Annotated in this window: 18 protein-coding genes; all 18 read left to right on the top strand. The window is 63.7% G+C overall.

The genetic code is table 11. The features are described from left to right. The first annotated feature begins 194 nt into the window (after positions 1-194). Entirely contained in the window at positions 195-2,804 is a 2,610-nt protein-coding gene (locus tag AEQU_RS06605) for an AfsR/SARP family transcriptional regulator (RefSeq protein ID WP_022740153.1), read from the top strand. 178 nt (positions 2,805-2,982) lie between these two features. Continuing rightward, complete coding sequence (locus tag AEQU_RS06600; RefSeq protein ID WP_022740152.1) at positions 2,983-4,473, top strand: cytochrome ubiquinol oxidase subunit I; 1,491 nt, start codon at positions 2,983-2,985, stop codon at positions 4,471-4,473. A 5-nt stretch (positions 4,474-4,478) separates the two neighbouring features. After that, complete coding sequence (cydB, locus tag AEQU_RS06595) at positions 4,479-5,510, top strand: cytochrome d ubiquinol oxidase subunit II (protein WP_041715197.1); 1,032 nt, start codon at positions 4,479-4,481, stop codon at positions 5,508-5,510. An 878-nt stretch (positions 5,511-6,388) separates the two neighbouring features. Continuing rightward, the gene (locus AEQU_RS06590; protein ID WP_022740150.1) at positions 6,389-7,501 is read left to right on the top strand and encodes a hypothetical protein; all 1,113 of its coding nucleotides are present in this window, start codon (positions 6,389-6,391) and stop codon (positions 7,499-7,501) included. A 934-nt stretch (positions 7,502-8,435) separates the two neighbouring features. After that, positions 8,436-11,267, top strand: a complete 2,832-nt coding sequence (secA, locus tag AEQU_RS06585; protein WP_022740148.1) for a preprotein translocase subunit SecA — start codon at positions 8,436-8,438, stop codon at positions 11,265-11,267. A gap of 197 nt (positions 11,268-11,464) precedes the next feature. Continuing rightward, positions 11,465-12,565: a peptide chain release factor 2 gene (prfB, locus tag AEQU_RS06580; RefSeq protein WP_022740147.1), complete on the top strand. Its 1,101-nt coding sequence runs from the start codon at positions 11,465-11,467 to the stop codon at positions 12,563-12,565. A 98-nt stretch (positions 12,566-12,663) separates the two neighbouring features. Beyond that, positions 12,664-12,891, top strand: a complete 228-nt coding sequence (gene relB / locus AEQU_RS06575; RefSeq protein WP_022740146.1) for a type II toxin-antitoxin system RelB family antitoxin — start codon at positions 12,664-12,666, stop codon at positions 12,889-12,891. Continuing rightward, entirely contained in the window at positions 12,881-13,144 is a 264-nt protein-coding gene (locus AEQU_RS06570) for a type II toxin-antitoxin system RelE family toxin (RefSeq protein ID WP_022740145.1), read from the top strand. Before relB ends, AEQU_RS06570 begins: the two co-directional genes overlap by 11 nt. A gap of 504 nt (positions 13,145-13,648) precedes the next feature. Continuing rightward, positions 13,649-14,323 (top strand): hypothetical protein, encoded by a 675-nt coding sequence (locus tag AEQU_RS06565; protein ID WP_022740144.1) that lies wholly within the window; start codon positions 13,649-13,651, stop codon positions 14,321-14,323. Between the two features lie 407 nt (positions 14,324-14,730). Further along, positions 14,731-16,428, top strand: a complete 1,698-nt coding sequence (locus AEQU_RS11905; protein ID WP_244874844.1) for a BspA family leucine-rich repeat surface protein — start codon at positions 14,731-14,733, stop codon at positions 16,426-16,428. Between the two features lie 172 nt (positions 16,429-16,600). Then, positions 16,601-17,434 carry a transketolase gene (locus AEQU_RS06550; protein WP_022740142.1) on the top strand — a complete coding sequence of 278 codons (834 nt, stop codon included), beginning with the start codon at positions 16,601-16,603 and terminating at the stop codon, positions 17,432-17,434. 10 nt (positions 17,435-17,444) lie between these two features. After that, positions 17,445-18,422 (top strand): transketolase family protein, encoded by a 978-nt coding sequence (locus tag AEQU_RS06545; protein WP_022740141.1) that lies wholly within the window; start codon positions 17,445-17,447, stop codon positions 18,420-18,422. A 169-nt stretch (positions 18,423-18,591) separates the two neighbouring features. After that, complete coding sequence (gene ftsE, locus AEQU_RS06540; protein ID WP_231699616.1) at positions 18,592-19,356, top strand: cell division ATP-binding protein FtsE; 765 nt, start codon at positions 18,592-18,594, stop codon at positions 19,354-19,356. Beyond that, positions 19,349-20,263, top strand: a complete 915-nt coding sequence (gene ftsX / locus AEQU_RS06535; protein WP_022740139.1) for a permease-like cell division protein FtsX — start codon at positions 19,349-19,351, stop codon at positions 20,261-20,263. Before ftsE ends, ftsX begins: the two co-directional genes overlap by 8 nt. Before the next feature lie 104 nt (positions 20,264-20,367). Further along, on the top strand, positions 20,368-21,681 hold the full coding sequence (locus tag AEQU_RS06530; protein ID WP_022740138.1) for a S41 family peptidase: 1,314 nt from the start codon (positions 20,368-20,370) through the stop codon (positions 21,679-21,681). 57 nt (positions 21,682-21,738) lie between these two features. Next, complete coding sequence (locus AEQU_RS06525) at positions 21,739-23,739, top strand: ribonuclease R family protein (protein ID WP_022740137.1); 2,001 nt, start codon at positions 21,739-21,741, stop codon at positions 23,737-23,739. Between the two features lie 46 nt (positions 23,740-23,785). Beyond that, a complete protein-coding gene (gene nrfD / locus AEQU_RS06520; protein ID WP_022740136.1) occupies positions 23,786-24,736 on the top strand; it encodes an NrfD/PsrC family molybdoenzyme membrane anchor subunit in 951 nt (316 codons plus the stop codon). Positions 24,737-24,835: 99 nt separating this feature from the next. Continuing rightward, entirely contained in the window at positions 24,836-25,276 is a 441-nt protein-coding gene (locus AEQU_RS06515; protein WP_231699607.1) for a GntR family transcriptional regulator, read from the top strand. The last annotated feature ends 8 nt before the right edge of the window (positions 25,277-25,284 follow it).

The raw sequence follows: 25,284 nt of genomic DNA, 5'->3' as shown, positions 1-25,284 counted from the left end.
CGCGGGCCTTCCTCGCGCGTTCCTTGTGCTTGCGGGTGCCTTTTGCGAGGCTGCCTGTATGTTGCGGGCGATTTGTCCGGGCGGCAATGGAAGGGGATCGGCGGCCTTATGTTCCTTGCTGGTTGCCCGGACAGTCGGGGCCTCGTACGGTGCGACCTGTTGTTAGCGAGGGCCGAAAGAAGAAGGAGATGCCCATGACCCGTTTCATCCAGCAGAGCGCTTGCGAGGGGAGGCGCCCCCACGGAGTGGTTCCCGACCGTCTGAGGAGCCGACCGCGCCTTCTGTCGCGGCTCCTCGAGGATCGCGGTGCCCTGCGTCTTATCGTTGCGCCGCCCGGGTTCGGGAAGGCGACGCTCGCATTTGAGTACGCATCTGTGATGTTCCAGTTCGAGCACGTATTCTGGCTGCGCGGCTCGTCGCCCTGCTTTTTGCGGGATTTGGATGCGGGGGTGCTGGCCGAGGCGGTGCTTGAAGCCGACGAGCACGCCGCGCTGATGGTGGTGACCGATCTTCCGCTCCTTACCGATGATCGCGCCGAGGCCTTTGCGGAGGTTGTGGAGCGCTTGGCGGATGCGAACTGCGAGGTGATCGCCACGACAACGCGGGCCGATGCGCCGATGGAGCTGTTCGGCAGGCGCGTCGTCATCGGGGCCGCGGAGATGCTGGTAGCGCGGGAGGATTTGGAGGAGGAGCCCGAAGGGGTGACGGATCGGCGCCCCTTAGGGTTGGCCGAGCGCATTGCCGCCCTGCGATGGGGGTCTGCGACGCCGATCCAGCTGGTACTCGGCGCGAGCCGGGCGGGATGCACTCCGGAAGAGGAGCTTGCCCTGTGGGCCATGACGGTGCTCGGAAGGGGCACGATAGACGACGTGCGCGCGCTGCTCGGGGCGCGCCGGGCCGAGAAGGCCTGGGATGCTCTCGCCGCGCGTTGCCCTCTTGTGGGCATTTCCGCTGGCGAAGAGAGCTTCGCCGCGCTTTCCGTGTCCCTTGGGGAGGTGAGGGATCACGGGCGGGCGCGTCTTCAGGCGCTCGCCGAGACCTGCGGGTTCGCCGGTAGGGAGGAGGCGATGGAAGTTTTGGCGGAGCGCTTGATGGAGCGTGGGGAATGCGGGCGCGCCGTGAGCGCGATGACGCTGCTGGCGCGCCGGCGGGCCCACGGCCGGTGGCTGGCGGCGAACGGCTGGGCGGCCCTGTGGGGCGGCGCGGCCGTCGAGGTGTGCGAGCTCTACGACTCGGCGACCCGCACCCAAATGGCAGCCCGTGCGGACATCAACGCCATGATCGCCTGGGCCTGGGCGCAGCGGGGCGATCGCGCGCGGGCCGTTCAGTTCGCCCAGCGCAGCCTTGTCTCGGAGAGGAGCACGCCGCGAACGGTCCTCTCCGCGGCATTGGCGGCCTGGGAGGTGGGCAACGCGGCTACGCGCCGGGCCATGGAGGAGACGGTCGCCTCCTGTCTGGCTGAACTGGATGGCGCCGGGGGAGTCGAGCGCGAGGACGGTCTGGCCGAGCTGGTCGTGGTGGCGCATGGAGTACTGGCGCTGGGCCGCGGCGACGACGTTCTGGCGGTCTGGGCGTCCCGGGTCGGCGAAGCGCTGGACTGGGGAAGCGGCTCGCGCATCGACGTGGAGCGCCGGCTGCTCGGCGCCGCGGCGGCGCTGGAGGGCCTGGAGGCGACCGGGGCGCTGGGCGCCGGCGCCGATACGGCCATTGCCGGCCGACCCGAGCTGGTGCGGCTCGTCGCTTGCAGCCATCGCGCCCTGGACGCGCTGGTGGAGCGCGGCTGGAGCCTCGGCTTCGGAGCCTACCGGGCGGCCGCCGCCCTGGAGCGGGCGGGGGAGGTGCTCGAGGGCCTCGGCCTGCCGCGGCTGTCCGCTCCTGTGGCCGCCGCATTATTTGCGGCCCATGTCGAGAAGGGGGCGGCCCGATCGCGTCGCGAGAAGTCTTCTGGAGCTCCTGTCGTCGAGGATCCCGAGCGCGGGCGCAGTTTGCCGGTGCCCAGCGCGCCCCGGACGGCGATGGCCGTCGCGCCCGAGGTGTCCGTGGAGCCGCTGCGCCTGAAGTTGTTCGGCACCATGGAAGTCGCTTTGGGGCGGCGCGACATCACCTATCAGTTCGAGGGCCGCCCGAAGACCCGTCTTCTGCTGGCGCTGCTCGCCCTGCACCGCGGGCGCGAGCTGGGACGCGACCAGATCGTCTCCATGTTGTGGCCCGCCGCCGACAAGCGCACGGGGGCGAAGAGCTTCTACCGCGTGTGGGGAGATCTGCGATCCCTCCTTTCCCAGCAGGGGTCGTGCCCCTACCTCATCCGCAGCCGCTATGGCTGCCGGCTCGATCCCGATTTGTTCGAGAGCGACCTAGACGAGTTCGAGGAGCTGATTCGCTGCCTGCTGTTCGGCCCTGCCGACGATATGGCCTGGGAGAGGGCCATAGCCACGATCCAAGGCTCCTTCGGCAGCGTGCTTCTGCCCACCGAGCGCAAGTGCGAGGCCATCGTCGTCTTCCGCGATCGCCTCGACGCGGAGTTCGTGGACGGCCTGGTGGCGGCTTCGCGGCGTCTTCTTGTCCGGGGGGAGCTCCAGGGGGCGCTGTGGCTCGCTCGGGAGGCCTTTCAGCGCGATGCGGGGCGCGAGGACGCGGCGGCGGCTCTCATGCGCGCGCAGATGGCCACCGATCAGCGCTCGGCCGCCGTACAGACGTTCTTCGCCTGCCGCGACCGCTTGTCGCGAACGCTGGGACTCGATCCCTCGCCGGCGCTGGCCGCGCTCTACCGGCAGCTGTTGGAAGGCGAGTTGTCTTTCGCCTAGGGGTGAGGCGGGCGAGGCGGCGAAACGAGCAGGAAGTGACACCAGGTTGACACGCTGCCTTCCTCAAAGAAGGAGTACTATGGAACCTGACCGTTCCGCTTAGGGATGGGAACGTATTCGATTGCGCCCAGGGGCGGCCGCATCTCGGCCGCGGGCGCGCAGAGAAAGGGGGTGTGCAATGGAGGCTTTCGCTGATGTGGCGGTGCTCTCGCGCATTCAATTCGCGCTGACGGTGGCGTACCACTTCCTGTTCGTGCCGCTGTCCATCGGACTCGGGCTCATTCTGGCCATCAACGAGACCCGCTATTACCGCTCGCGCAAACCCGAGGACGCTGCGGCGACGAAATTCTGGGTGAAGGTGTTCACCGCGACTTTCGCCATCGGAGTGGCCACGGGCATCACCATGGAGTTCTCCTTCGGCACCAATTGGGCGAACTACTCGCGGTTCGTGGGCGATATCTTCGGAGCTCCTTTGGCCGCCGAGGCGCTGTTCGCCTTTTTCCTGGAGTCGGTCTTTCTGGGCGTGCTCCTGTTCGGGCGCGAGAGGGTGAGCCCGAAGTTCTACATGGTGTCCTCGTGGCTCGTGTGGGCCGGGTCGTGCCTGTCGGCGCTGTGGATCCTCATCGCGAACTCCTGGATGCAGACGCCGGCCGGCGCGGAGCTCAACGCCGACGGCACCGAGGCCGTCATCACCGACTTCTTCTCGGCGGCCTTCAACCCGTCCATCTTCGCCCGCTATACCCACACCGTGGACGCGCTGCTCATCATGGGCGCGTTCGTGGCCATGGCCGTGGCCGGCTGGTATATGCTTAAGGGCCGCAACGCCGAGTTCGCCATGAAGACCATGCGCATCGCCGCCGTGGTGGGCATCGTGACCTCCTGCGCCATGATCGTGTTCGCCCATTCCTCCGCCGTGGTGGTGTGGAACGAGCAGCCCACCAAGCTCGCCATGATGGAGGGCATGTACGATTCCGAGGTGCCCCCGCTGTACGCCGTGGGCATTGTGGATGAGGACAACCAGGAGGTCATCGCTCCCTTCGCCATTCCCGGCGGCACGAGCTTTCTGGCCACGGGCAACTTCGAGACGGAGTATCCGGGCTTAAACGAGCTCGCCCAAACCGAGGAGTACGGCGACATGGTGGTGGAGGACATGCCCGTGGGGCTCGTGTTCCAGAGCTACCACCTCATGGTGGCCATGTACGGGCTCATCATGCTGACGAGCATTCTCGTGCTCGTGTTCACCTTCAAGGGCGGCCGCATCGCGAAGATGCGCTGGTTGCAGTGGGCGGCGGTGCTTTCGCCCATCTGGCCGTTCATCGCCATTCAGACGGGCTGGATCACCGCCGAGGTGGGGCGCCAGCCCTGGGTGGTGTACCCGTCGGTCACCGGCCCCGACGGCGTGTCGCTGCTGACGGCCGACGGCATCTCCATGTCGGTGTCGGCGCCGGAGCTGTGGCTGACGCTGGGCCTGTTCGTGCTCGTGTATCTGGTGCTGCTCATCGGGTGGGCGCGGGTCATCGGCCGCTTCATCAAGGAAGGGCCGGTTGCCGAGGGCGCTGCTGCCGCCGATGCGGCCGCAGTCGTCGTGGTCGCTGCCGACGCCGAGGGCGATGTCGTCGTTGCGGAGGCCGTCGCCGCCGCGGGCGATAGCGGGAAGGAAGGTGAGTAGCCATGATGGAGTTCTTAAGCGTGCTGTGGTTCTTCCTCATCTTCGTGCTCATCGCGGGCTATTTCGTGCTTGACGGGTTCGATCTGGGCATCGGCGTGCTGTCGCCCTTCATCGCGAAAAACGACGAGGAGCGCGCGGTGCTGCGCCGGGCCATCGGTCCTGTGTGGGACGGCAACGAGGTGTGGCTGCTCACGGCGGGAGGTGCGCTGTTCGCCGCCTTCCCGGACGCCTATGCCACGACGTTCTCCGGGTTCTACCTGGCCGTCATGCTGGTGCTGTTCGGCCTTATCGTGCGCGCCGTGTCCTTCGAGTTCCGTGCTGGCGATCCGTCCTGGGGAAAGCTCTGGGACGCGTGCTTCTTTGTGGGCTCGCTGCTTCCGGCGCTGCTGCTCGGCGTGGCGGTGGGCAACATCTTCGCCGGCATCCCCATGGACGCCGCGGGCGATTACGCCGGCGTGCCTCTGATCGGCCTCATCACGCCTTTCACGCTGCTGACGGGGCTTTTGGGCCTGGCGATGTTTTTGGCCGCCGGCGCCTGCTGGGCCGCGCTGAAGGCGCCGCTGCCCTCTTGCCTTCAGGCCCGCGCCGCACGGCTGCGCCTGCCCCTGCAAGTGATCGCGCTTGTTCTGTTCGCCGTGGTGTCCGTGTACGCCCTCGTTCTTGTCGGGCCCGAGATGGATCCGAACTTGGGCATCCTGCGGTGGCTGTTCGCGGCGCTGGTGGTGGTGGGGCTGCTGGCCTCGCTCGTCGTGGGCAAGACGTCCGGGGACGACCTGAAGGCGTTTCTGGCTCAGTCCGCGTCCATGATCGCGCTCGTGGCGCTTCTGGCCTGTTCCATGTTCCCCGTGCTCGTGAACGCCACGGCCGATTCCGTGGGGCCGGCCATCACCTTGGCCAACGCCGCATCGTCGGAGCTGTCGCTCACCTGGATGACCATCATCCTGTGCATCGGGCTTCCGCTCGTTCTCGTGTACCACGTGGTCATCTACCGCACCTTCCGCGGCCGCGTGAACCCCGCCGATCTGGAGGAGTACTAGTCTCTTCCGCGGCATTTACCGGGGCGTTGCGGGGTGCTCGCTTGCATGGGCCGAAGTCTCCGCCATCATGTTTCTGGGGGAGGGGGCGGCCCGATGCCCGGGCCTTGTGAGTCTCGCATTGGTGGGCGGCGATGTCTCGTCGGGAGAGGTGCCGCCATGATGCTTGGGTCTCGCGGGACGCTTCGTCGTTGTTGACGTACTTTCGGGGAGGACCTGCTATGGCGGGCCCTCCCCGTTTTTCCGCCGCTCTGTCCGGGCTGCTTCGCACTTGCCTGCAGCTTGCGTTTGGCCTGGCCCCCTCAGTCTGCAGTTTGCGCCCGGGTCTCCCCGGTTTCTCCTGCCTGCAGCTTGCGCCCGGATCCTTCTGGCCTATCTGCCTGCAACCCGCGCCCGGGCCTCCCCGATCCCGCTGTTGGCTATTTTGCCTCTGGCGGTCTTGCTCCTGCCAACCTTTGCCAAATTCTCGGACGATAATTTCGAGTTGTTAGGCTTTTGTTCGGCGCTATGCCGAGGTAGGTCGCCATGACGTTCATCAATGCGTTCGAGCATGGTGAATACCCCCAGGTCAGAGATGTGATGTGGAAAATGAGATACCGTAGGGGGTGGGGCTGCTGTCTGCGAAACTCTAACAACTCGAAAATCTTGCGCCATTTTAGTTTACTGATTGAAATGCTTTGAGCCCAGATGGCATGGGCTTCCGCTTGCCCTTGTGTGCTTTGATCCCGGACGGAGTGGGCCTCCGTTTGTCCTTGTCCTGAGTTTGCCTCTGTGACCAATTGCTCGACTACCGCATCTTTCGCAGACGAATTTCCCTCTGGTATATTTCGCTCGATTGTGATATAGCATACAGTAATACACTACTAAGTAAAGGAGGGGAAATGCGGTGCATCTGCTTAAGTCATGAGACTGCTTTGGAATTCTGGAGGTTGTGGTCCGCTCGCAATGGCATTGCCTTGCATCTTTTCCATTGCCGTAAGACGATGCAGACCGATGATCTGCCTTTTCGGATCTTTCCGTCATCGGCCGTTCTGGTGGATTCGTCCTCAGCAAAACGCACCGTTGTCGAAATCATTGATGGTGCGCTAGAGGATGGTGTGCCGGAAGAACTCGCTGAGCTGCTTGGCGCTTGTCGCGTTGTCTTGTCGGAGACGCATTCGTCGAAGCGCTCGGAAGAGTCTGGAATCGCTGATAGTTCGAGTGGTGCCGGAAAAGTTCTCCATGTGCTCGGACATCGCAAGCCCGGGGTGCGTACTGCGGACGGGTTGACGTATCACCACAGCTCGGCAACATATCCGAAAGGGTCTTTCTTGAAAATCGCGCGGGGTGTGTACGTTTGTGCTCCGGAGCTCGTTTTTGCCCAGATGGCATCGTTGCTTCCCTTTGGCGCGCTTCTGTCATTGGGCTATGAGCTATGCGGTTGCTATCCTGTCGAGGCCAGCGAGTATCTTGTGCGACATCCGCTCTGCTCGCCGAATCGGCTGGTTGCCTTCTGCAGCCATTTGCGTGGCTTCAAAGGGTCGGCGGCGGCGAAGACGGCTGCGCGATACGTTCTGGCAAAGTCGGCTTCGCCAGCTGAGACGTCCTTGGCGATCATAGCGACTGCGCCGCGTAATTACGGCGGATTCGGCATGAGGGGTGCGCGTCTTAATGAGCCGGTCAAGTTGAGGCGAGAGGCGGAGCGCATTGCCCATGGCTCGTCGTTGGTGTGCGATGTGCTATGGCCCGAGCGCGGTGTGGCACTTGAATACGATAGCTCGCAGTTCCATGGGAGCAGCTTGCGCCTTTCCCGTGATTCGCGTCGCAGGAGCGCGCTGGCTGCTCAGGGATTGGAGATAAGATCAATCACGGCGAGTCAGCTTGAGAATGTTTTCGAATTCCAAGAGACAATTCTGCATGCATTTCGCGCAGCTGGTTGTGATTTCAAGCGGCTGAACGGAAAGCAACTCGATCGCCATATGAGGCTTCGCAGCGAACTACGCAAGTGCGTGTGAGGAGGTGGGGCGAAGCGGACGGCCGAGGCGAAAGGCCGAGATGCGGGGCTGAACCAAATGCACTAACGCCATGACTTTGTTCATTTGCCATACCTGAGACAATGTCTGGTTTGGTTTGAGGCAAAAAATTTTGAGTTGTTAGACGTTTGCGGAGCTGGCGCTCGCATAAATCTGAAATCTGAACGACTGTATATGCTAAAGTATTTAAAAAATATCTTAACACGTCTATCAATCTCAAAACCACTACGGGGTAGAGTGATGTGAATTGGCTCTAAACTCTAACAACTCGAAAAAAAGAAGCATCTGGTTAGGAGAGATTGGCCGGTGGTCGATTTCCAGCGATTTCCGCGAAGACTGTAAGGCTGTATGAGAGTGGGCTTTCGAGGGAGATGCCGTCGGGAAAAGCAGTGGCAACGATTGAAGAAGTGACGCGAAGGGCCGGGGTGTGACGGTGCAGGAGTGCGAAGGGCCGGGGTGCGATGGCGCTGGAGCGCGAAGGGACTGGAGTGTGAAGGGGCCGGGGTGCGATGGCGCTGGGGTGCGATGGCGCTGGGGTGCGAAGGGGCTTGGAGTGCGACGGGGCTGCGCCGCGAAAGGGGCCGGGTGCGACGGTGCGGGACGGTGCAGGATGGTGCGGGACGGCACTGGACGGCACAACCGGGCGCAAGCGGGCGCAGCCGGGCGCAACCGGGCGCAGCCGGGCGCAACCGGGCGCAAGCGGGCGCAACCGGGCGCAACCGGGCACAGAAGGGGGTCTCGCCGCCTTGCAAACCCTGTGAAATTGGGCGCGCCACCTGCGCTCTGTGGTAGAGTGGAGCAGATTTGCACCGAGGCGGCCCGTGCGGCCGCCCAACGAAGGCGACGGGAGTTGTTGAAGGGGAGGCGATCGCCGACCCCATGACCGCTCGCCGACCACAGAAAGAAGACGCAACCTATGGGATTTCTCTCCAAACTGCTCACGATGGGCGAGGGCAAGCAGCTGAAGCGCTACCAGGCCAAAGTCGATAAGATCAACGCGCTGGAACCGGAGTTCCAGGCGCTTTCCGATGAGGAGCTGGCCGCTAAGACGCAGGAGTTCCGCGAGCGCTACGCCGCCGGCGAGAGCCTGGACGATTTGCTCCCCGAGGCCTTCGCCGCCGTACGCGAGGCTTCCGTGCGCACCATCGGGCTTCGCCACTTCGACGTGCAGCTCATCGGCGGCATGGCCCTGAACGAGGGACAGATCGCCGAGATGAAGACCGGCGAGGGCAAGACGCTCGTGTCCACCCTGGCCGGCTATTTGAACGCCATTCCCGGGCACAACGTGCACATCGTGACCGTCAACGACTATCTGGCCCGGCGCGACTGCGAGTGGATGGGCCAGATCTACCGCTTCCTCGGCATGAAGACCGGCCTCATTCAGAACGGCATGCCGCCGGCGGCGAAGAAGCCCGCCTACGAGGCCGACGTCACCTACGGTACCAACTCCGAGTTCGGCTTCGACTACCTGCGCGACAACATGGTCACGCGCGGCAGCTCGCGGGTGCAGCGCGGGCACCACTTCGCCATCGTCGACGAGGTGGACTCCATCCTGATCGATGAGGCCCGCACCCCGCTCATCATCTCCGGCGCCGGCACCCAGGCCGCCGACACCTACAAGAAGTTCGCCCGGGTCATGCCCGGCCTCAAAGAGGGCGTCGACTTCGACATGGACGAGGCCAAGCGTACCATCAACGCCACGGAGAGCGGCCTTGAGAAGATCGAGGTCATGCTCGGTATCGAGAACATCTACGCCGACCCGTCCGGCCAGCTGGCGAACCACCTGCAGCAGGCGCTGAAGGCCCAGTTCCTCTTCCACCGCGACGTGGACTACGTCGTCATGGACGGCGAGGTGAAGATCGTCGACGAGTTCACCGGCCGCATCATGGAGGGGCGCCGCTACTCCGAGGGCCTGCACCAGGCGCTCGAGGCCAAAGAGCACGTGCTCGTGCGCGAGGAGAACCAGACGTTGGCCACCATCACGCTGCAGAACTACTTCCGCCTCTACGACAAGCTCTCCGGCATGACCGGTACCGCCATGACCGAGGACGCGGAGTTCCGCCAGATCTACAAGCTGCCGGTCATGGCCATTCCTCCCAATAGGCCGGTCATCCGCGTCGACGAGAACGATCTGGTGTACCGCACCATCGACGGCAAGTTCAACGCCGTGGCCGACGACATCGCCGCGCGCCACGCGAAGGGCCAGCCGTGCCTGATCGGCACCGTGTCCATCGAGAACTCCGAGAAGCTCTCGCGGCTTCTGGACAAGCGCGGTATCAAGCACGAGACGCTGAACGCCAAGCACCACGAGCGCGAGGCGCATATCGTGGCCCAGGCCGGCCGTCTCGGCGCCGTCACCATCGCCACCAACATGGCCGGCCGCGGTACCGACATCCGCTTGGGCGGCGAGCCGGACATGCTCGCCGAGGACCTGCTGCGCGAGCGCGGGTTCGACGTGGACGCCCAAGAGGGCGACGAGGAGGCGCGCGGCCCCATCCCATCGGCGGCCGACCGCGCCGACGCCCTCACCCGCGCCCGCGAGATCTGCGACGCGGAGCAGGAGCAGGTGCTCGCCGCCGGAGGACTCTGCGTCATCGGCACCGAGCGCCACGAATCCCGCCGCATCGACAACCAGCTGCGCGGCCGTTCCGGCCGTCAGGGCGACCCGGGCGTGACCCAGTTCTACCTCTCCCTGGAAGACGATCTGATGCGTCTGTTCGGCGGCTCGAAGATGGACTCCATCGCGCATATGATGGAGAAGACCAATCAAGAGGACGACATGCCCATCCAGGCCGGCATGGTGTCGAAATCCATCGAGAGCGCCCAGCGCCAGGTGGAGTCCATGCACTTCGCCGCCCGTAAGAACGTGCTGGAATACGACGACGTCATGAACCTCCAGCGCAAGGCCATCTACGAGGAGCGCAACGCCATCCTGGACGGCAAGTCCATGACCGAGCGCATTCCCGGCATCATCCGCGACGCGGTGGACGCCATCGTGGGGGAGTGCTGCCCCGGGAATTCCGCCAGCGACGATTGGGATGTGCGCGCCATCGACCTGTGGGCCGCGAACATGACCGGCTGCAACGATTTCTCCGTGGCGAAGGTCGATCACGAGGACGAGGCGGAAAACGTCGCCGAGGCTTTGAACGACTTCCTCACCTGGATTTACGAGCAGAAGAGCGAGCAGCTGGGCCACGACCTCATGGAGAACCTCTCCGCCCAGGTGATGCTGCGCATCATCGACACGCGCTGGATGGCGCATCTGCAGGAGATGGACTACCTGAAGACCGGTATCGGTCTGCGCGCTTTCGGCCAGCGCGACCCGCTCGTGGAATACAAGAACGAGGCCTACAACGCCTTCCAGAATCTGACGAGCTCGATGTACGACGACTACCTGCGCACGTTGCTGCGCCTGGAGATCGCCGCGAAGCCCGCGCCGGAGGGCGCCCCCGCCGGTGCCGGCCGCCCGGCCCCTGCGGCCCTGGCGGAGCAGGAGGACCCGCTGGCCCGCAAGATGAGCTACTCGGCGCCGGAACAGGCTCTGGAGGAGTCGAGCATCCGCGGTCGCCACGCCGCCGCGGCCCGCGCCGCCTCCGGTGTTCCCGCCGCGCCCCCGCGCCCTGCCGCCGGCAAGCCCCAGACCTACGTCAAAGACAAGGAAGACCCCTACGCCAACGTGGGGCGCAACGATCCCTGCCCCTGCGGTTCCGGCAAGAAGTTCAAGAAGTGCCACGGCCAGAACCTTTGACGCACACTCAACTAAGGTTGAGCGAAGCGGGATGCGGGGTGCCGCTCACCAAGCGAGTTCCGCAGATGGTATCGAAGGCGGTAAGCGAAGGGGAGCAGTAGCCTTGACGCCTTCGATACCAGCGAGGACTGTCTGAGCGACTGAGCGGTATCCCGCAGCCCGCCCCCGGTGAGTTTCAAGGAGATTTAGATCAAGGCATGGAACTGAGAGATATTCAGAAGGAGATCGAGAAGGCGCAGGGTCGGCTGTCCGATGCCTTCTCGTTCTTGCGTATCGAGGAGAAGCGCGACGAGCTGGCCGCGCTGGACGAGCAGACGGCCCGTCCGGACTTTTGGAACGACGCGGCGGCGGCCCAGGCGGTCTCGAAGAAGGCGGCGGGGCTTCGCGCCACCATCGAGGACTACGAGCGGGCCTGCGGGCTTCTCGATGATGCGTCGGCGGCGTGCGAGCTGGCCGGCGACGATGCGGCCTTCGCCGAGGAGGCCGAGCGCACCGCCGCCGAGCTTGCGGCGCTGCTCGATCAGCTGGAGATCGAGTCCTGGTTCTCCGGCGAGTTCGACGAGGGCGACGCCATCCTCACGGTGAACCCCGGCCAGGGCGGCCTCGAGGCCCAGGACTGGACCCGCATGCTCTACCAGATGTACGTCCACTACGCCGAGGACAAGGGCTGGAAGGTGACGGTGCTCGATCTCGTGCTCGGCGAGGGCATAGGGCTCGATCGGGCCACGATCCAGATCGAGGGCCGCTACGCCTACGGCATGCTGCGCAGCGAGATCGGCATCCACCGCCTCGTGCGCATCAGCCCCACCGACGCCAAGAAGCGCCGCCAGACCACCTTCGCCTCGGTGGAGGTGCTGCCGGTCATCGCCGACGACATCGAGGTGGACTTAAACCCCGCCGACGTGCGGGTGGACGTGTACCGCTCCAGCGGCCCCGGCGGCCAGTGCGTGAACACCACCGATTCCGCCGTGCGCCTCACCCACGAGCCCACGGGCATCGTGGTCACCTGCCAGAACGAGAAGAGCCAGCTGCAGAACAAGGAAGCGGCCTTCCGCGTGCTGCGCGCCAAGCTCTACGAGCTGGAGGAGCGCAAACGGCAGGAGGAGCTGGACGAGCTGCGCGGCGAGCGGCGGGACAACTCCTTCGGCAGCCAGATTCGCAACTACGTGCTCTTCCCGTACCAGCTCGTGAAGGACCTGAGAAGCGGCGTTGAGACGGGAAATGTGGACGCCGTCCTCGGCGGCGCCCTGGAGCCTTTCGTCATCGGGTATCATACGTGGAGAGTAGCCAATCAGTAGCGCTTTGGTCTGCGGTACGGCCTCCGTTTGTCATGTGTTATACTGAACACAATGAACACAATGAACACAATGGTTTTGGCGCGACAAGGAGGCCGGGCATGACGGCGACAATGACGGTTCGCCCCTCTCAGGAAATCCAGGATCGCTATGCGGCCTTGGCGCGCGCTACGGGGCGATCGCGATCCTTTTATGTGAACAAGGCCCTCGAGGACTCTATCGATGAGCTCGAGGAGGTCTACGGAGTTCTTCACGATTTGGAAGAGTACCGCGCCGGTCGGCTGGAGGCGCTCACCGCCGATGAGGCGAGGGCTGCTTGTGGCCTATAGCGTCGAGTACTTGCCTCGTGCCGTCAAGGGTCTGAAAAAGCTCGACAAGCAGATTGCCAATCGCATTTTCGATGCACTGGACGAGGTGGCCTGCCTTGACGACCCGCGCTCTCAGGGGAAGGGTCTCACAGGGCCGCTATCGGGGCTTTGGCGCTATCGCGTGGGCGATTACCGCGTCATCTGCGATATCCGCGACGGGGAGCTTTTGGTTCTTGTTGTTGAGGTAGCCCATCGCAGCCGTGTCTATCGATGACGTCGACCAGATGCTTTGGGGTTTCAGAGGCGCAGGGCTTTTGACGAGCTTTTCTGTGATCGACGGTAAGGCTGCCTACTGGCTTGCTATTGAATCGAAGACGCTTGCAAGCAAGAGGTAAGATAAATGGACGTCACAATAGGATAAGATACTAATGGCCTATGAGAAGACTAGAAGATAGGTTCTTTCGTCGTCGGGCATCACCCCTGGCGGCTCGCGAATCAACCGCCAACTCCAAATCGATCTTGCTTGCGCAGTAGTCGACATTTTGCCTTTTCAGCTGAGCGGATTGTGGTATTCTGAGACTATGTTGAATCTGTTACATAGTTGTAAGCTGCTGGGGGGGGGGTTCTCCTCTATGCGGCTGCGCTAAAAGCAACTAATGAAGCGGGCTTTCTGCTTTCGACATTTTCCAACTACAACCGAATAAACGAGGCCTGCGCTAAGACTTGCGTTTCTGGCTTGAACTGCACCGTCCTCCGTCGAAAGGAGGCGTAGGCAAGTATGTCGGCCATTGAGAAAAGCGATTTCGAGAAGTTCCTTGTGCAGGGGGCGTTGCCGCGCGCGAAGAACAAGTTGCCAGAGGGCCTCAAGGCAAGCAACTTGGTATGGGATGCGGTATGGCGCGCACATCGTGATGTTGTGCTGGCCCGACAACATGTTGTCCCGTACAGCAACTACGGGAACGAGCCTTGGGTGTCTCCGGCGAAAAGGGAACCTAACGTCATTGCCGCGCGCCTTTACGAAATACTTGTCCAATGGCCTGAGGGGGAGCCTCTCGGCTCTCGTAGTCTTATCGATCAGCTTCTGCTTGGGGTCGAGCGGAATGGTCAGAAGGTCGTTCTCGATGAGGGGCAGCTGTTCGGCTCTGTCCAGAAGCTCGTGAATATGACCCTGAAGTATCTGGTGATGCTTCAGCTGTTCGGTGCAAGCGACAAGTATCTGGAAAGGCTGCCTATCATCTCGGCCGATGAGTGCGACTGTCCCCTCGATAGCATAGTCCTCGAAAAGCTGGGCGGAAGGTTTCGAGAGATGAAATGGACGAGGCTCAGTAGGCAAGAATACGAAGAGGCGCAGGAAGAGATTGAAGCCAACCAGGAGGTTTCGGGGTTGCGCTACGACCTTGAGAATTGGTCAGAGTGGAACGCCGATGTACGCTGGGCGGGGGATGCGAAATGAGGCGTATGATGAAAATGTTTTTGTCGCTTGGTCTTTCCATTTTGCTTGCGGGTGCTCTTGTGCCTGCAGCTTGGGCCGAAGAAGAGCGCCTCGAAAGTGGACCTGGTGAGGGGTTCGAAAAAACAGAGAGGTCGTTTGCGATAGAGGAGACGTCGGCGGAGTCTCAAGTGGGAAATGCCGCGAGAGCCTCTGATGGTTGGGAAGAGATTGGATCTTGCGAATGGGGAACGGAGAACGGTAGCGACTTCGTGTTGCGTCCTGCGGACGGTTTGTCCATAGGATACTTGCCTTCTGCGAGCGAGTTGGAGATGGACCCGTACGGTGATGTTAAATGGCCGTGGATTGATTCAGATCCCCTCAGTTTTACCGTTGAGGGAACCGTAGTTTGCGGCTCTAGTGTGCGCCGCATGTTCTCCAACTGCTTCTCGCTTGCCTCCCTCGACGTCTCGGGGCTCGACACGTCGAGCGTCACCGACACGTCCGGCATGTTCCGCAACTGCTCCTCGCTCGCCTCCCTCGACGTCTCGGGGCTCGACACGTCGAGCGTCACCTACATGTCCGACATGTTCTCCTACTGCTCCTCGCTCGCCTCCCTCGACGTCTCGGGGCTCGACACGTCGAGCGTCACCGACATGTCCGGCATGTTCAGCAGCTGCCGCTCGCTCGCCTCCCTCGACGTCTCGGGGCTCGACACGTCGAGCGTCACCTACATGTCCGACATGTTCTCCTACTGCTCCTCGCTCGCCTCCCTCGACGTCTCGGGGCTCGACACGTCGAGCGTCACCTACATGTCAGGAATGTTCTCCGGCTGCTCCTCGCTCGCCTCCCTCGACGTCTCGGGGCTCGACACGTCGAGCGTCACCTACATGTCAGGAATGTTCTCCGGCTGCTCCTCGCTCGCCTCCCTCGACGTGTCGGGACTCGACACGTCGAGCGTCGCCAACATGTCCTCAATGTTCTCCGGCTGCTCCTCGCTCGCCTCCCTCGACGTGTCGGGACTCGACACGTCGAGCGTCGCCAACATGTCCTCAATGTTCTCCGGCTGCTCCTCGCTCGCCTCCCTCGACGTGTCGGGACTCGACACGTCGAGCGTCGCCAACATGTCCAGCATGTTCTCAAACTGTCCAAAACTTGCCTCGCTTGACCTGTCTTCTTTCAACAGTACCCGCATTCCTAATACCAAGATGGCGGGAATGTTCGATGATTGTTCTTCGCTTAATTTGGTGAGAGTGGGGGAGAGGTGCACGGTACAGAGCCAGCTTCCCGATAAGACGTGGTACAACGCGGCGGGGGAGGCCTTTTCTCCCAGCACGATTCCACTGTGTGTCGCAGGAACCTATGTCACTACAGCGGATCCTTTGCAGATTCGGCTCAGTGAGACAACTAAAACGCTGTCGGTCGGCGCATCTCGTTTTAGACTTGAGGCAACGGTAACGCCGGCAGTGTGGGCGGAGGAGAAAGTCGTTTGGAGTTCGTCGGATCCGTCGGTTGCCGTAGTTGACTCCGATGGTCAGGTGACCGTGCATGATGCGGGGCGGGCCATCATTACGGCTGAGGTCGGGGGCGTTAAGGCTCAGTGCGATCTAACGGTGCTGGCTGCGACTACCGACAATCCGGATGATCCCGACAACCCCGACAATCCGGATGATCCTGACAACCCCGACAACCCGGATGATCCCGACAACCCCGATAACCCGGATGATCCCGATGATCCGGAGAGTCCCGACAATCCGAAAGATCCCGATGACCCCGACAATCCTGGCAGCTCCGGCAACAACCCGCCAAGCGGCGCCGACAATCCTGATAATGGGTCTGACGGGAATACGGGATCGAAGCCGGGGGATTCCGGAAGCGGGGACGATGACGCCAAGGTCGATGGCGGGAATCCAGAAAACGCCGGAACGTCTTCGGGGACAGGCGACTCAAGCTCGAGTGACGATGGCTTGGCAAAAGGAAGTGCACGCGCCATGAGTGATGAAAAGTTGGCCCAAACGGGGGATTTCGTCGTGCAGGGAGCGATTCCTCTGATGCTCTGCGACTCTTTCGCTTTGTTTGTACTGCTTTTAGTGCTGTGGGCGTTCCGTCGTCGCGCCCAATACTGGTAGGAGCATCTCTCTGGAGTGCCTCTGTCTTTGACAAGCAAGCTGTGTTCTTGACAGGTGAACCATTCTTGCGCGCTCGGCGGGGAAAATGTGCGAGAAGCGGCAGACAGAGGTACGGCCCGTTGGCTTGCGCTACAATAGCGGCAGTCGAAAGCCGGACGGGAAAGGGAAGCTTATGGATACTGCCGCCTTGCAGGCGAAGGCCACCGACATTCGCAAGGATATTCTGACCATGATCACGGAAGCGGGCAGCGGGCACCCGGGCGGGTCGCTCTCCTGCACCGATATCCTCACGGCGCTGTACTTCGGCGGCGTCATGGACTACAACCCGGCCGACCCGCACAAGCCCGGCCGCGACCGGTTCATCCTGGCCAAGGGGCATGCGGCGCCGGCGCTCTACGCGACGCTGGCCCACGCCGGCTTCTTCCCGACCGACGAGCTGCACACCCTGCGCAAGCTCGGCACGCGCCTGCAGGGGCATCCCGATTCCAACCTGCTGCCCGGCGTGGAGGTGTCCACCGGCTCGCTCGGCCAGGGACTTTCCGTGGCCGCGGGCCTGGCGGCGGGGCTGCGCCTGACCGGCGAGGACGGCCTCGTCTTCACGGTGCTCGGCGACGGCGAGTGCGAGGAGGGCCAGGTGTGGGAGGCGGCCATGTTCGCCGCCCATCAGAAGCTCGGGCGCCTCGTGGCCATCATCGACAACAACGAGCTGCAGATCGACGGCTGCATCCACGACGTGTGCGATCCGGGGGATTTGGGCGAGAAGTTCGCCGCCTTCGGCTGGGACGTGCAGCGCGTCTGCGGGCACGACATCCCCGCGCTCGTCGAGCTTTTCGGCCGCATCAAGGCCGAGGCGGCTGATACGGCCCGTCCGGTGTGCGTGATCGCGCGCACGGTGAAGGGCAAGGGCGTCTCCTTCATGGAGAACCAGGCCGGCTGGCACGGCAAGGCGCCGAAGCCCGAGGAACTTGAGAAGGCTCTGGCGGAGCTGTCCGCCGACGCGGAATAGGAGGCCCGTCATGGTGAAACTCGCAAACACCGAGACCGCTGCCCAGAAGAAGGCCACGCGTGCCGCGTACGGCGCCACGCTCGCGGAGCTCGCCGCCGAGGGCGTGCCCGTCGTGGCCGTGGACGCCGACCTGACCGGCTCGACCACCACCAAGAAGCTCGCCGACGCGGGATACGCCGGGCGCCTGTTCAACTGCGGCATCGCCGAGCAGAACATGATCGACGTGGCCGCGGGCCTCTCGCTGGCCGGCAACATCGCGTTCACGGGCTCCTTCGCCGTGTTCGGCACCGGGCGCGCCTACGACCAGATCCGCAACACCGTGTGCTACTCGAACCTGAACGTGAAGATCGCCCCCACCCATGCGGGCATCTCCGTGGGCCCCGACGGCGGCTCGCACCAGATGCTCGAGGACGTCTCCCTCATGCGCGGCCTTCCCGGCATGCGCGTGCTCGTGCCCGCCGACTACGCCGCCGCCCGCGCCGCCCTGCGCCTCGCTGCCGCCACGCCGGGCCCCGTCTACGTGCGCATGGGCCGCGCCGCCGTGCCCTGCGTCTACGACGACGAGGTGGAGCTGGAAATCGGGCGCGCCTACGTGCTGCGCGAGGGGAGCGATGTCACCATCGTGGCCAACGGCGTGGAAATCCGCGAGGCGCTCGCCGCCGCCGACGCGCTGGCCGCCGACGGCATCTCCGCCGAGGTCATCGACGCGTTCTCGGTGAAGCCGCTCGATGGGGCGACCATTCTCGAATCGGTGGCGAAGACCCGTTGCGTCGTGACGGCCGAGGAGCATTCCGTCATCGGAGGCTTGGGCTCGGCGGTCTGCGAGCTTCTGGCCGGCGCCGACCCCGTGTGCGTGGAATGCGTGGCCGTGCGCGACCGTTTCGGCAAGTCCGGCGAGTTCGAGGAACTGCTCGACTATTTCAACATTGACGCTACGGCCATTGTTGAAGCTGTGAAAAAGGTTCGTGAGCGCGCGGGCCTTTGCTAAAATACTTCAGTCTCAGTAACGAACAACCTGAACGGAGCAAGCTGTGACGAACGAACGGAACCAGGGAATTCCTGGTCATGCCGGCCGTCACGCCGGCGCGCCGGCCCAGGGCAACAACCCGCGCGCCCGCGCGGCGGCGCCCCAGCCCGGCCACGCCCAGAAGGCGTCGATGACCTCCCAGCTGTCCCAGGCTTTGCCCATGCTCGAAGTGGACGAGATGGCCGCCCCCATGGGCGCGCCGGTCATCACCTTCGACCATGTGACCAAGACCTACCCGGCCCAGCCGAAGAAGCCCGCCTTAAGCGATGTGACCCTGCAGATCTTCGCCGGCGAGTTCATCTTCCTCGTGGGCCACTCCGGATCTGGCAAATCCACCTTCATCCGCCTGCTCACCCGCGAGATCAAGCCCACCTCGGGCAAGATCTACGTGGCTGACGAGGATCTGACCACCATGCGCAACTGGCGCGTGCCCTACCTGCGGCGCAACATCGGCTGCGTGTTCCAGGACTTCAAGCTCCTGCCGAACAAGACGGTCTTCGAGAACGTCGCCTTCGCCCTGGAGGTTATCGGCAAGAGCCGGCACGTCATCAAGACGCAAGTGCCCGAGGTGCTGCGCCTCGTGGGCCTCTCCGACAAGCTGAACAGCTATCCCGATCAGCTTTCCGGCGGCCAGCAGCAGCGCGTCTCCATTGCGCGCGCCATCGTGAACCGGCCGCCTCTGCTCATCTGCGACGAGCCCACGGGAAATCTGGATCCGCAGACCTCCCGCGGCATTATGGATCTGCTCGAGCGCATCAACCGCACGGGCACCACGGTGCTCGTGGCCACTCACGACCGCGAGATGGTCGACAACATGCGCCGTCGCGTCATCGCGCTCGACCGCGGGCATCTCACCCGCGACCAGGACCGGGGGGTGTACGGCTTCGATGTCTAGTCTCTTCTACTTCTTCAAGGAGTCGCTCCAGGGCTTCGCGCGCAACCTCTCCACGACGCTCGGCTCCATCATCACCATCTTCCTGTCGCTGCTCATCATCGGCGTGTTCCTCGTGGGCGGCACCATTGTGGAGCGCCTTGTGTCCTCCATCGAGGACGAGGTCTCCATCACCGCCTACGTGGCCGACGATGCGCCGCAGGAGTCCATCGACGCCGTCACCGCGATGATCCAGGGCATGGACGGCGTGGAAAGCGTCGGCTTCACCACCAAGGAGCAGGCGCTGGAGAACTTCAGCAACTCCATGACCACCAACCCCGAGATCATCGAGCAGCTGGACGGAACGAACCCGCTGCCCGCCTCCATCGACGTGAGCCTCGCCGACCCGCAGAAGGTCGACGAGATCGCCGCCGCCATCGAGGCCGACGAGACGTTCCGCTCCATCTGCGACGAGCCCGACAACCCGGCCGATTCGCTGAAGTACGGCCAGAAGACGGTGGACCGCCTGTTCTCGGTGACCAAGTACGTGCGCTATTTGGGCGTGGCCCTGGTGCTGCTGCTCGTGTTCATCGCGCTCGTGTTCATCAACAACACCATCCGCCTGGCCATCATGGCCCGGCGCAAGGAGATCGCCATCATGCGCCTGGTGGGCGCGTCCAACGGGTTCATCCGCGGGCCCTTCCTCATGGAGGGCGCCCTGCACGCCCTTATCGGCTCGCTTCTGGCCGTGGGCGTCCTGCAGGTGCTGCGCATGTACGGCATCCCGAAGCTGCAAAGCGCCCTGTCCTTCCTCTCGCTGGACGTCTCGGGCAACACCTACATCATGATCTACATCGTGCTGGTGGTAGCCGGTCTCGTAATCGGCCTTCTCGGCTCCGCTTTCGCCATGAGGCGGTACCTGAAGGTGTAGAATCTTGTCTTAAAGGTTTGGAACGTCGGCGCGACCCCCGCGGCACTGATGAGCCGAGGGGGTCGCGCTTTTCAGATTGACGGAGTCACGTGCAAGGAGCGGCCATGGCCAAAGAACGCAACGGGCGGCATCTCACCCCCAACCCCCGGGCCCGCAGCGAGCGGCGGGTTGATCAGGCGACGAGCCACGGGCTGCTCCGCGTGTTCCTCGCGGTCATCCTCGTCGCCGTCTCCTTCGTCGGGGGCTTCGCCCTGCGCAGCCAGACCGAACTGGTGGCGAGCTGGGGCATCCCGGTTTCCGATGGCGAGCGGGAGGCGCTTGCGGCCGCGGCGGCCAACAACACCTTCGAGTCCGTCTCGGCCCGGGTGGGCGATGTGGAGGACATCCTCTCCACGTACTCCATGGACGAGATCGACCTTACATCGGCCACCTATTCCATGCTCGACGACTTGATGAAGTCCACAGGCGACCCCTATGCCACCTACTACAACCCCGATCTGTACAACACCTACATCAAGGAGACCACCGAGCGCAGCTACGCCGGCATCGGGGTGGTGTTCGCCGACTACAACGGGCGCGCCTACGTGTCGGATGTCTTCGAGGGCTCCGAGGCCGAGGCTAAAGGCGTGCAACAGGGCGACTTCCTCACCTCCATCGACAGCGAGGACGTATCGGCCTGGTCGATGACCGAGGTGGTGAACGCGCTGGCCAAAGACGAGGGCGCGACGGTGTCGGTGACCTGGATGCGCCCGGCGAGCCTGGACGCCCAGACCGGCGAGCAGTTCACCACGACGCTCACCTGCAAGGTCTACGAGGAGGCGAACCTCACCACCGCGCTTTCCGACGGCGTGGGCGTCGTGAAGGTGCGCCAGATCTCGAGCAATGCCGCGGAATTGGTGGATCAGGCGACGAAATCGCTCGTCGAGCAGGGGGCCGGGGCCATCGTGCTCGATCTGCGGGACAACGCCGGCGGATACCTCACCCAGGCCGTCGATATCGCGAGCCTGTTCGTGAACTCCGGCGTCCTCGTGCAGATTCAGGGCAACGACGGGCCGGCCACCACCAAATCGGCCGCGGGCGACGCGCCGTACAAGGACGTGCCGCTTGTCGTGGTGGTGAACCGCTACACGGCCGCCGCCGCCGAGGTGCTCGCCGCGTCGCTGCAGGACAACGAGCGGGCCGACGTGGTGGGGGAGACGAGCATGGGCAAGGGCTCGGTGCAGGTGGTGCGCGAGCTGGACTTCGGCGGGGCCGTGCGCTACACCGCCGCCTACTACCTCACGCCCCAAGGCGAGCCCATCGACAACGTGGGCATCGCGCCCCAGGTGGGGGTGGTAAACGGCGAGGGGGAGGATGGAGCGGACTCCCAGCTGGCCACCGGCATCGACATCGCCCGCTCGCTCATTCCGGCGGCCTAGGATCGGCCGCGCAACGCGCACGGACGCCTTCGCGTCTCATAAGGGAAGGGAGATAGGGTGAGCCGCAACAGGAAGCACACGCGCCGCCGCCCCAAGGCGAATCCCCGGGGCGTTCTCACCGTGAGCGCCGGCGGCTTCGGTTTCGTGCAGACGGCCGAGGGGGAGTACTTCATCCCCGCCTCGGGCCTCGCCGGCGCGTTCGACGGCGATCTGGTGGAAATCGCGCCTCTGCGGGCCGGGGCATCGAAGGGGCGGCGAGTCGCGGATGACGACGGGGATATGACGGGTCGTCCCGCCGCCCGGGTACTTTCGGTCGTCGATCGGGCCCACGACACGCTGGTGGGGCGCTACGAGGTGGCCGAGCCCTTCGGAGTGGTGGTTCCCGCCGATCCGCGCATTCCCTACGACGTGTTCACCATGCGCGCCGAGTCGCCCGAGGTGCCCGACGGGGCGCTCGTGCGGGTGCGCATCGCCCAGTTCCCGACGCGCCGCAGCGCCGCCACGGGCTTTGTGGAAGAGGTGCTCGCCGATACCTCCGACGCGCCGGGGGCCGGCATCGACCTCATCGTCGGCCGCCACAAGCTGGAGACGGTGTTCTCGGAAGGGGCCCTGGCCGACGCGTCCGCGGCGACCTTGGACGCGGGAGGGGCCCTGGCCGCCGGCTACCGCGACTTGCGCGACCGCTTCACCTTCACCATCGATCCGGCCGACGCCAAAGATTTCGACGATGCGCTGTCCTTGGATTATTTGGAGGAAGAGGGGCTGTGGCGGCTCGGCGTGCACATCGCCGACGTGAGCCACTACGTGCCCTGGGGCTCCTCGGTCGATTTGGACGCGCGTCGGCGTGCCACGAGCGTGTATCTGGCCGACCGCGTCATCCCCATGCTGCCCCCGGCCCTTTCCGACGAGCTGTGCTCGCTCGCGCCCGGCGCCGAGCGGCGCTCCATGACGGCCGACCTGTTCCTGAACGATGAGGGAGAGCTCGTGCGCTTCTCGCTGTACCCGGCTCTCATCCGCTCGGACGCGCGCCTTTCCTACGGCGAGGCCGACGACATCCTCATCGACTACAAGGCCGCCATCGCCGCCGGAGGCGATATTGCCTGGCGGCTCGTGGAATGCTCGCGGCTCGCCCGCGCCCGGGAGGCGGCCCGCGCCCGGGCCGGCGGCATCGACTTCGCCACGACCGAGGCCAAGGTGGTCCTCGATGCGGAGGGACGGCCGACCGACATCGCGCTGCGCCGCAAGACCGAAGCCACGCGCCTGGTGGAGGAGGCCATGATCCTGGCCAACGAGACGGTGGCCGGCTACCTGGAGCGGCGCGGCTTTCCCTGCCTGTACCGCGTCCACGAACCTCCGGCCTCCGATGCCTTGGGCTCGCTCATACCCGTGTTCCAGGAGTTCGATTGGTTCGAAAAGCCCATGGAGGCGCGTCTGGTGGCGGGGGATCCGAAGGTCATCCAAGAGATTTTGGCGGCAAGCGCGCTCCGCAGCGAGGGGGAGCTCGTCAGCTCGCTTCTGCTGCGGGCCATGAAAAGGGCCGACTACCGGCCCGAGAACCAGGGTCATTACGGGCTTGCCAGCGAGGCGTACTGCCATTTCACGAGCCCCATCCGCCGCTACCCCGATTTGGTGGTGCACCGTATGCTGCGCGCCGCGCTCGAGCGCCGTCCGGAGAAATTCGACCAGGAGGTGGCGGCGCTTCCCTGGATCGCCGAGCACTCCTCGGCCATGGAGCGGGTGGCCGAGGCGGCGGCTCGCGAGTCCCAGGAGCTGAAGATGGTCGAGTACCTGGCCGCGTTCGTGGGCCAGTCCTTCTCGGCCGTGATCTCCGGCGTGGCGGCCTGGGGGCTCTACGTGCGCCTCGATTGCACGGCCGAGGGCATCCTTCCCGTGCGGGCCTTGGGCGACGAGTACTTCGTCTTCGACCCGGTGCGCTACACGCTTGTGGGCGACGAGTCGGGGAAGGTCTACCGGCTGGGTCAGCGCGTCGCCGTCACGCTGAAGAGCGCCGACGCGACCACCGCCTCCCTGGAGTTCGTGCTGGCCGGAAGACGCTGAGGGATGGGGTTGTTGAGGGAGCTGCGAGGGGGAAGGGAAATCGAGTATGGTAAGCATTTACATCGCGCTGTATCTGTTTCTCGCTGGCACGGGGGCCGGCGCGTTTCTTATCGGTGCCGTCGTCGATATGGTTCTGCGCTTTCGTCCTCGTGCAGCGGGAGGATGGTTTGAGCGTGTGAGCGCTGTTACCGATGCCGGTTTGATCCTCGGTCCGGTGCTTGTGGCGGTGAGCGCGCTTTTTCTTTTTCTCGACTTGGGTGTGCCCGATCGGGTGTTTCACCTCTTTCTTGCTTCGACCTCCAGTCTTCTTTCCATGGGTGCGTGGGCTATTCTGGTATTTTGCGTGATGGCCACGCTCGCATTGGTCCTGGGGTCACTTGCTGACGGCGAAGGGGATGGCTATGAATACGAGCTTGCTCCAGGGAAGGTTGTTCTGCGTGTGTGCGAGTTTGCCTGCAGTTTGGTGGCCATGGGAATGGCATTGTTCGTGGTGGTGTATTCTGGCATCTTTCTCGCCATGTATCCTTCGCTCCCCTTTCTTCACACAGGATGGGTTCCCGTGCTTTTCGTGGCTTCAGCGTTGGCGTGCGGGCTCGCGGCGCTCATAGTGACGGCGTTTTTCCGCTTGGCTTCGCCTGGCATGGAGCTGGCTACCAATGCGCTGCTGCCGCTCGATATGGTCTTCGTCGTCGTCGAAGCACTTGTTTTAGCGGGTTTTCTTGCCAGCTGCTTTGCCTCGGATGGGCCAGCGGGCACCTCGGCTCAGTCGCTGATGAGCGGGAACATAGCACCGCTGTTTTGGGCTGGGGTAGTGATGATGGGGCTTGTTGCGCCTTTCTCCGTTGATGCTGTCTGTCGCCGTCTGCCCGCGCCGGTGGCTGTGGTGCTAGGGAGTGCTTGTGCGTTGGTGGGAGGTTTGTGCCTTCGAGTGGCGCTTCTCATGGCTACCGAAAGATTCAATCTTGTGTTCATGAGCGCACTGGGCTTTTGGAACTAGCGGGGCTTTCTCCTTCGGCGCCATAGAGGCCGAGAGGGTGCTTTGCTGTCGTCGTCCTCTGTGATACTATGACGCTATCACTTAGAGAAGGACGATACCATGAGCATGGCGGAGACAGCATCGAATATATCAGCACAGGCGGAAGCCGATCCTATTAGCGACTTTCGCATTAACGAGAAGAGCGTCGTCCCTATCTGGATTCAAATTCGCAAGCGGTTGGTGTACTTGATATCGTCAGGCAAGTTCGAGCGAGGTGAGAGACTGCCATCGGTTCGAGAGCTATCAGTGCAGCTGGGAGTCAATTACAATACTGTGAACAAGGTGTACCAGGATCTTGAGCGCGATGGCTACATCTACACCCAACGTGGCCGCGGAACATACGTCTCCGACCTCAAGAACGCTCATCTTTCGGTTGTTGATGGCGACGTGGAAGCGCTCGCCGTTGATTTTGTCCAGCAGGCGCTCACGGCAGGGATGTCGGCGGAGGATATCCATGATCTTGTGTCCGAGCAGCTCATTCTGCTCGGTGGAGTAGCCTAGCACCAGTT

The sequence above is a fragment of the Adlercreutzia equolifaciens DSM 19450 genome (genome assembly GCF_000478885.1).
In the GTDB taxonomy this organism is placed as follows: domain Bacteria; phylum Actinomycetota; class Coriobacteriia; order Coriobacteriales; family Eggerthellaceae; genus Adlercreutzia; species Adlercreutzia equolifaciens.
Note: the sequence above shows the minus strand (reverse complement) of the source record. Positions and strands in the feature narration are given on the sequence as shown.

Coding starts and splice junctions, on each gene's coding strand:
- AEQU_RS06605 (WP_022740153.1), top strand. CDS start 195: ATGACCCGTTTCATCCAGCAGAGCGCTTGCGAGGGGAGGCGCCCCCAC.
- AEQU_RS06600 (WP_022740152.1), top strand. CDS start 2,983: ATGGAGGCTTTCGCTGATGTGGCGGTGCTCTCGCGCATTCAATTCGCG.
- cydB (WP_041715197.1), top strand. CDS start 4,479: ATGGAGTTCTTAAGCGTGCTGTGGTTCTTCCTCATCTTCGTGCTCATC.
- AEQU_RS06590 (WP_022740150.1), top strand. CDS start 6,389: ATGCGGTGCATCTGCTTAAGTCATGAGACTGCTTTGGAATTCTGGAGG.
- secA (WP_022740148.1), top strand. CDS start 8,436: ATGGGATTTCTCTCCAAACTGCTCACGATGGGCGAGGGCAAGCAGCTG.
- prfB (WP_022740147.1), top strand. CDS start 11,465: ATGGAACTGAGAGATATTCAGAAGGAGATCGAGAAGGCGCAGGGTCGG.
- relB (WP_022740146.1), top strand. CDS start 12,664: ATGACGGCGACAATGACGGTTCGCCCCTCTCAGGAAATCCAGGATCGC.
- AEQU_RS06565 (WP_022740144.1), top strand. CDS start 13,649: ATGTCGGCCATTGAGAAAAGCGATTTCGAGAAGTTCCTTGTGCAGGGG.
- AEQU_RS11905 (WP_244874844.1), top strand. CDS start 14,731: ATGTTCTCCAACTGCTTCTCGCTTGCCTCCCTCGACGTCTCGGGGCTC.
- AEQU_RS06550 (WP_022740142.1), top strand. CDS start 16,601: ATGGATACTGCCGCCTTGCAGGCGAAGGCCACCGACATTCGCAAGGAT.
- AEQU_RS06545 (WP_022740141.1), top strand. CDS start 17,445: ATGGTGAAACTCGCAAACACCGAGACCGCTGCCCAGAAGAAGGCCACG.
- ftsE (WP_231699616.1), top strand. CDS start 18,592: ATGACCTCCCAGCTGTCCCAGGCTTTGCCCATGCTCGAAGTGGACGAG.
- ftsX (WP_022740139.1), top strand. CDS start 19,349: ATGTCTAGTCTCTTCTACTTCTTCAAGGAGTCGCTCCAGGGCTTCGCG.
- AEQU_RS06530 (WP_022740138.1), top strand. CDS start 20,368: ATGGCCAAAGAACGCAACGGGCGGCATCTCACCCCCAACCCCCGGGCC.
- nrfD (WP_022740136.1), top strand. CDS start 23,786: ATGGTAAGCATTTACATCGCGCTGTATCTGTTTCTCGCTGGCACGGGG.
- AEQU_RS06515 (WP_231699607.1), top strand. CDS start 24,836: ATGAGCATGGCGGAGACAGCATCGAATATATCAGCACAGGCGGAAGCC.